This is a genomic window from Rhodopila sp., assembly GCF_035548235.1.
GTDB lineage: Bacteria > Pseudomonadota > Alphaproteobacteria > Acetobacterales > Acetobacteraceae > Rhodopila.
The window spans coordinates 1-6789 of record NZ_DASZTJ010000005.1; the positions used below are offsets into that span (position 1 = coordinate 1).

6 protein-coding genes are annotated in these 6789 nt (G+C 66.9%); 4 read left to right on the forward strand and 2 right to left on the reverse strand.

All coding sequences use genetic code 11. From position 1 onward, the window contains the following. On the forward strand, window positions 1-910 hold a 910-nt coding region (locus VHB27_RS00215; RefSeq protein ID WP_325596451.1), incomplete at its 5' end, for a recombinase zinc beta ribbon domain-containing protein. Window positions 911-955: 45 nt separating this feature from the next. Here the strand turns inward: VHB27_RS00215 and VHB27_RS00220 are convergent. Next, the gene (locus tag VHB27_RS00220) at window positions 956-2611 is read right to left on the reverse strand and encodes a hydantoinase B/oxoprolinase family protein (RefSeq protein ID WP_325596453.1); all 1656 of its coding nucleotides are present in this window, start codon (window positions 2609-2611) and stop codon (window positions 956-958) included. Continuing rightward, on the reverse strand, window positions 2611-4632 hold the full coding sequence (locus VHB27_RS00225; RefSeq protein ID WP_325596455.1) for a hydantoinase/oxoprolinase family protein: 2022 nt from the start codon (window positions 4630-4632) through the stop codon (window positions 2611-2613). The genes VHB27_RS00220 and VHB27_RS00225 overlap by 1 nt, the downstream gene beginning before the upstream one ends. Window positions 4633-4759: 127 nt before the next feature. On the opposite strand from VHB27_RS00225, the gene VHB27_RS00230 reads away from it, so the two are divergent. The 3 genes from VHB27_RS00230 to VHB27_RS00240 form a co-directional block, all read left to right on the forward strand. Continuing rightward, the gene (locus VHB27_RS00230; protein ID WP_325596458.1) at window positions 4760-5413 is read left to right on the forward strand and encodes a helix-turn-helix domain-containing protein; all 654 of its coding nucleotides are present in this window, start codon (window positions 4760-4762) and stop codon (window positions 5411-5413) included. A 17-nt stretch (window positions 5414-5430) separates the two neighbouring features. After that, window positions 5431-6102 carry an SDR family oxidoreductase gene (locus tag VHB27_RS00235; RefSeq protein WP_325596460.1) on the forward strand — a complete coding sequence of 224 codons (672 nt, stop codon included), beginning with the start codon at window positions 5431-5433 and terminating at the stop codon, window positions 6100-6102. 328 nt (window positions 6103-6430) lie between these two features. After that, the coding region (locus VHB27_RS00240; RefSeq protein WP_325596462.1) for an NAD(P)/FAD-dependent oxidoreductase at window positions 6431-6789 on the forward strand (359 nt) is incomplete at its 3' end.

Sequence of the window (6789 nt, forward strand, 5' to 3'; positions counted from 1 at the left end):
AATCTCGGCCATCTTCGGCCCCAACCTGGCGAACACGCGGGAGGGCAGGGCGAAGCGGCTGCATTTCGCCAACCGACCTGTTTCCCTTCTTTCCGGCCTGCTCACCTGCGGGTGCTGCGGCGGCAAGATCGGCATCCTGACGCCCAGCCGCTACGGCTGCCTCAACCACCATCGCCGGGGCACGTGTGACAACAACCGCACCATCACGCGCGAGAAGATCGAGGCGCGGGTGCTGATAGGCTTGCAGGACCGGCTTGTGTCATCCGAGGCCGTGGCGGAAGCCGTGCGCGCCTACGCGGAAGAGATGAACCGGCTGAACCACGACCGGCGAGCGCTGGCCGAGAGCGACCAGCGTGTGCTTCAGAAGATCGAGCGCGCCATTGCCGGCATCATGGCCGCGATCGAGGACGGGATGTATCAGGCGTCTATGAAGGCCCGCATGGACGAACTTGAGCGGCAGAAGGCGGAGATCACCGAACGTCTGGCCCAGGCTCCCGCCAATATCCCCGACGTGCATCCCAACGTCGCCAACATCTACCGCAGGAACGTGGTCCGGTTCACCGAGGCGCTGGACGACCCGGACGGCGGCCGGGAAGCGGCCCAGGCGCTTCGCTCGCTCATCGGCGAAATCGTGCTGACCCCCGGCCCGAAGCGCGGCGAGGTTCATGCCGAGCTACGCTGCGAGCTTATGGGCATCCTCGATTTCGTGAAAACTGAAGAAATCCAACGGTCTAGACATTTTATGCCAGCAGTGGCCGCGTGTCCCCGCAACCATCATCACATACATAAAAATCGACACGCCAAAACGCGACAGTCCAGGCGCGTGTGGACGCTCATTACTGCAGGCGATCCATCAACCCTCGACGCGCCCGACGCCAGACTAGACGCTCGTCCCGGAACCGGTCGTTGAAGCTCTCCACGAACCCATTCCGCTAATGCGTCCTGCCGATGATGGTCAGCCGGTCCCCCACTGCGCCGCGCTGCCAGGTGAAATCAGCCCATCCAGAAGATCGTCCTCGACAGCCGCCGCGGGCCGCTCGGCAGGATCGCCATATCCACCACCACCACCTGGCACGATCTCGACGATATCCCCCTTCTGCAAGGGCACGGCCGTCTTTGATCCCAGCGAGATCAGTTCGTTGCCGCGCCGAATACGGCACGCCCCCGTAGCACCCGCCGTGCCGCCGAACAGCCCTTCCGCGGGCCGGCGGAACCGGTCGGAATAGAAGGCCAGTTGTGCATTGTCGGTCAGGATCTCGTAGGCACGCACGAAACCGGTGCCGCCCCGATGACGGCCGCGCCCGCCGCTATCCGGCAGCAAGGCATAAGTGACCAGGCGGAAGAAGTCGAAATCCTGATCCAACGCTTCCACCGGCGTGTTCGCGCAGTTGGACAGCGGGTTATCGATCCCGTCGCAGCCATCATTGGCAGGTCCGGCCCCGAAGCCGCCGCCCAGCACTTCAAGATACACCGACCAGCCGGTTTCGCGCAGATGGGATAGACAGAACGCCGTTGTCGTGTCGTATCCCGGTGCGATCACCTTCTCCGGCACCGCCTGCGCCAGGGCGCGCAAGGTCGCGTTCCAGGCCCGTGAGCATGCTTCCATGCGGGCCCGCACCGGGGCCGGATGACGGGGGTTCAACAGGCTGCCGAGCGGGGCCGTCACGGTGATCGGGCGCATGGCCCCGTCATTGAACGGAATGTCGGGGCTGCTCAAAGCCGCCTTGATGCTGGACACCGCTGCCGAAACAGTGGAAGCGAACGGCGCATTCAGCGTCGAACGCACCTGCGGCGCGGTACCGGTGAAGTCAGCGATGATCGTGTCGCCGGCTACGGTCAGCGTGCATCGCACCGGCAGCGGTGTATCCCCGATGCCATCATCGTCAACTGCGTCCTCGCCATGATAGACCCCGTCGGGCACGGCGCGGATGGCCGCTCGCATGCGCGTCTCCGAGTAGTCCTGCAACGCCGCCATCGTCGCCACGACGGTTTCGCTGCCATACCGGGCGGCCAACTCCTGCACGCGCAACGTGCCGATATTGTTGGCGGCGATCTGTGCGTCGAAATCCCCCATCGTCTGCTGCGGCACGCGCACATTCGCGCGCAGCAGCCGTTGAAAGCCGCCGCCGTGCCAGTCTCGCGCCATGTTCAGCTTCATGGGCGGAATGATCAGCCCCTCGGAGTAGACGTCCGCCGCCAGCGGATTGAGTCCCGGATTGCCGCCCCCCAGGTCCAGATGATGCGCGACCGAGGCGGCAAATCCGATCACCCGTCCGTCCACGAAGATCGGATGGAACAGGAACACATCCTGCAGATGCTGCCCGCCGGAATAGGGATCGTTGATGATCAGGAAGTCGCCATCCTCCAGCGATGAAGCTGGAAACAGCGTCGCGCAGGCGCTGAAGATCCGCCCGATGGTGCCGAGCTGCATGGGAATCAGCTCTGCTTGGGCAACGGTCTGGCCCTGTGCGTCCAACAGGGCGGCCGATCCGTCGCGCGCTTCCCGCAGGATGGTGGAATAGGCGGACCGTACCAGCTTTACGCCCATCTCCCGCGCCGCTGCGAGAAGCGCCTGGCTAAGGATCGCATATTCGACGGGATCGAGCGCCATCAGCCGGTCCTTTTCATGCGGATGTTGTTGGCGGCGTCGCGTTCGGCGGACCAGCCGGGCGGGACCCAGACCGTGGAGGAATAGCCTTCGATCATCGCCGGCCCCGTGACGGGCGCGTCGAGCGTGCGCGCCGTTGCCGCCAGCAACCGGCTTTCCACCACGTCCCCGGTCGCCATCGTCACCAGGCTGCACGCGGGTCGGTCGCCGGTGACTTCCCACTCCTGCACCGTCGGCAGCGACGGCAGCTTCTGTCGCGCGCTGAACCGCAGCCCCACGAGTTCCACCATGCGGCCGGGCTCACCGCCATGCAGGTAGACCCGGCGATGCACCTCGGTGAAGCGCTCCGCCAGGTCGGCGACGCTCAGGGTCTTCAGCGCGCCCGCCTCGACCGGCACCGGAATCTCGAACGCTTGGCCGACATAGCGCATGTCGGCCTCCAGCGCGCACTCGAGCGGTTCATGCAGGCCATGGCTGCGGAATTCGTCCTCGGCCTGGCGGAAGAACCCGGCATAGGCTTCGCGCAGCGCGTCCGGCACGGCCGTGTCCAGCCGCATCCGCCGCGTCGCGCCATAAACCTTCACGTAGTCGGCCGAGACCAGGCCCAACGCCGACACCACGCCCGGATTGGGCGGGATCAGGATCTCGCGCAGGGCCAGTTCCTCGGCGATCTCCGCCGCCAGCAAAGGGCCGCCGCCGCCGAACGGCAGCAACGCGTATTCGCGCGGATCGCGGCCGCGTTCGGTGGAAACCACCTGAATGGCACGCACGATATTGGCAACCGCGAGCCGGATCGCAGCGGCCGCGGCGGCCGCGATCGGCATGCCCAGCCGGGCGGCGACCTCCGCGAAGGCGCGATGGGCGGCGTCCCGGTCCAACTGCATTGTTCCGCCCAGAAAACCGTCGGGCCGGATCGTGCCGCGCACGACATGGGCGTCGGTGATGGTCGGCAGCGTGCCGCCGCGGCCATAGCATGCGGGGCCCGGGTCGGCGCCGGCGCTGCGCGGGCCGACGCGCAGCATGCCGCCATCATCGATCCACACCAGACTGCCACCGCCCGCACCGACGCTGACGATGTCCAGCACCGGCGTGCGCACCGGCAGGCCGTTGATCTCGGTTTCGGGGGTGAGCGACGCCTGGCCGGCGGTCACCAGGCTGACATCGGTGGAGGTGCCGCCCATGTCGAAGGTGATGACGTTGCCGACACCGGAGCGTTGCGCCTGGCGAACGGCGCCGATCACCCCGGCCGCCGGACCGCTGAACAGGGCGGTGATCGCGCTGCGCCGCATCCCCAGCGCCGGGATCCGTCCGCCATTGGACTGCATGATGCTGAAGCTGCCGCGGAACCCGGCGGCGGCAAGCACGGTTTCGAAACGGTCGATATAAGTGTCGATCACGGGCTGCACGTAGGCCGAGAGCGTCGTGGTGGAGGCGCGCTCGAATTCCCGGAATTCGCAGGCCACGTCATGGCTGCAGGTGACGCGAAGGCCGGGCAGCGCAGCCTCGACCAGGGCGCGCAGCCGCGCTTCGTGCACCGGCGAGGCATAGGCGGACAGCAGACAGATGGCCACCGCGGTGTAGCCGCCCGCAGCCAGGGCCGGCAGGATCTCTCGTACAACGGCGGCTTCATCGAGCGGGGTGACCACCTGGCCGGCGGCGTCGATGCGCTCGGTCACCTCGAAGCAGTCGCGGCGGCGCAGGGGCGGCGCCGGCTTGGCGTAGTGCAGGTCGTAAATCTGCCGGCGGTCCTGGCGTTGCAGGAACAGGATGTCGCGGAACCCCCGCGTGGTGACGAAGGCTATCGCGGCCCCACGCCGTTCCAGGATGGCGTTGGTCGCCACCGTGGAGCCGTGCACCAGGTCGCTGACCGCCGGCAAGGGCACGCGCGCTGCTTCCAGTGAGGCGAAGGCGCCAATATCCGGGCTATGGGGTGTGCTCGGCACCTTGACGATGCGCAGCGTTTTTCCCTCGATGGCCACCATGTCGGTGAACGTGCCACCGACCTCCACGCCCACACGCATCATGGTCCGGTCCCGGTCGCCACGGTCGGCCGCTGGCTCATTATTGCCTCTTCTGTCGCTCCGCGAATTAGTGTAGCACCACGCGGACTGGTTGCAACACTCTTGAAAAATAACGCCAGGAAAGTTCAATATGGACACAAAACTCGCCATGGGCACACGGAGGCCGGATAGCGCGCCGCGCGCCGACACGCGCCCATCGCCGCCGCAGGAGGCAAGGGCGGGCGACGGCGTCATGTCGGAGATCGGTCAACGCCTGCGCGCCATGCGCCTGCGCCGCGACTGGACCTTGCTGGAACTCTCCACCCGCACCGGCATCTCGGTCGGCATGCTGAGCCAGATCGAGCGCGGCGTATCCTCGCCGTCGATCCGTACGCTGCAGCGCCTGGCGGAGTCGTTTGGCGTCCCGATCGGCTGGTTCTTCACCGACGCGCCGCGTTCGCCGGACGGACCGTCCTGGGTACTGCGCGCGCCCTATCGCCGCACCCTGACCCTGGCGGAGAAGGGCATCGTCAAGGAGCTGCTGTGCCCGGGCGACGGCAAGCTGGAACTGCTGCTGATCACCATCCAACCCGGCGGGTCAACCGGCGTCGGTACCTATGCGCATGCGGGGGAAGACGCGGGCACGGTGTTGTCCGGCGTGCTGAAGCTTCAGGTCGGTGATGAAACGGCGCTGCTCAACCCGGGCGATTCGTTCCGGTTTGCGGCTACGCTGGAACACCGGTTCGAGAATCCGGGCGACGTGCCGTGCGTCGCCCTCTGGGCTGTGACGCCGCCGCTGTACTGAATATGAGGAAGACGAAGATGTCCACTGCGATGATCGTGGGTGCCAGCCGGGGCATCGGCGCGGAATTCGTGCGCCAATATGTGGCTGACGGTTGGACGGTGCATGCCACGCACCGCGACGCCGTGCCACCGACAGGCGATCGCGACGTGACATGGCACCGGCTTGAAGTGACCGATCAGGCATCGTTGGAAAGACTGGTCCAGGGGCTGGGCGACACGGCGATCGACGTCCTGATCCTGTGCGCCGGCATCCTGCTGGGGCGCGAGATGACCGCCGACCAGGTGGACCGCGCCGCCTGGGCCGAGACCTTCGCGGTCAATGCCATCGCCCCGCTGGCGATTGCCGGCGCGCTGCGGCCGCATCTGCGGCGTGGCACGCAGCGCAAGCTTGTCGCGGTGTCCAGCCGGCTTGGCAGCATGGGAGAGAACCTGCGCGGCGGTCTTTATATGTATCGGTCGTCAAAGGCGGCGCTGAACGCGGTGTGGCGCTCGTTGGCCATCGACTGGCAACCGGACGGCCTGCTCTGCACGGTCCTGCATCCCGGTTGGGTCCGCACCGACATGGGCGGCCCCAATGGCGACATCGATGCGCGGGAGAGCGTGACCGGCATGCGCAAGGTCATCGCTGGGCTGACCCCGGCGCAGTCCGGCGCCTTCTTCAATTACGACGGCACGCCGATCGCATGGTGACCGGGATATGATGAAAAAAACCTGGCTATTCGTTCAATGGAGTTGCTTCCGGTGGAGGACCGGTTAAGCTCCCCTTTCTGTCCATCAGGCATCGCCCTGCGGCATAGCGTAGCAGGGGTGAAGGGGGCATCGTGGAGGCTGATATGCCGGACTTCGCGGGGATGACCCGGCCCCCACGCCCGCCGCGCGCGGGCATCGATCCGGGCATGGGTCGAGCGATGCGGTGAGCGCCCGTCACGTCATGATGTCGCGCGCGTTGCCGCGCAGCCTATATGCGGACACAGCCGTCGCGGCTCCGCTGACGCGGCCGTTGGACGGCGACCGCCGGGTGGATTTCGCGATCATCGGTGCCGGGTTCACCGGACTGTCCACCGCCCTGCATCTCGCGGAAGCGGGGCGCGAGGTCGTGGTCATCGAAGCGCGCGAACCCGGTTGGGGGGCGTCGGGGCGCAACGGCGGCCAGGTCAATCCGGGCCTGAAATACGACCCGGACACGATCGAAACGACATTCGGCGCGGATCTCGGCCGGCGCATGATCGCCTTCACCTACGGCGCACCGGATGCCACCTTCGCCTTGATCCGCCGCCTTGGCATTGACTGCGAAGCGCGGCAGGGCGGAACGCTGCGCGCTGCGACCTCGGCTTCCAGCGCCGCGGCGGTGGCGCGTACGACCGAGCAATGCCGTCG

Bases quoted from the DNA above. Each gene is read 5' to 3' on its own strand.
- VHB27_RS00220 (WP_325596453.1), bottom strand. From the start codon at position 2,611: ATGGCGCTCGATCCCGTCGAATATGCGATCCTTAGCCAGGCGCTTCTC.
- VHB27_RS00225 (WP_325596455.1), bottom strand. From the start codon at position 4,632: ATGATGCGTGTGGGCGTGGAGGTCGGTGGCACGTTCACCGACATGGTG.
- VHB27_RS00230 (WP_325596458.1), top strand. From the start codon at position 4,760: ATGGACACAAAACTCGCCATGGGCACACGGAGGCCGGATAGCGCGCCG.
- VHB27_RS00235 (WP_325596460.1), top strand. From the start codon at position 5,431: ATGTCCACTGCGATGATCGTGGGTGCCAGCCGGGGCATCGGCGCGGAA.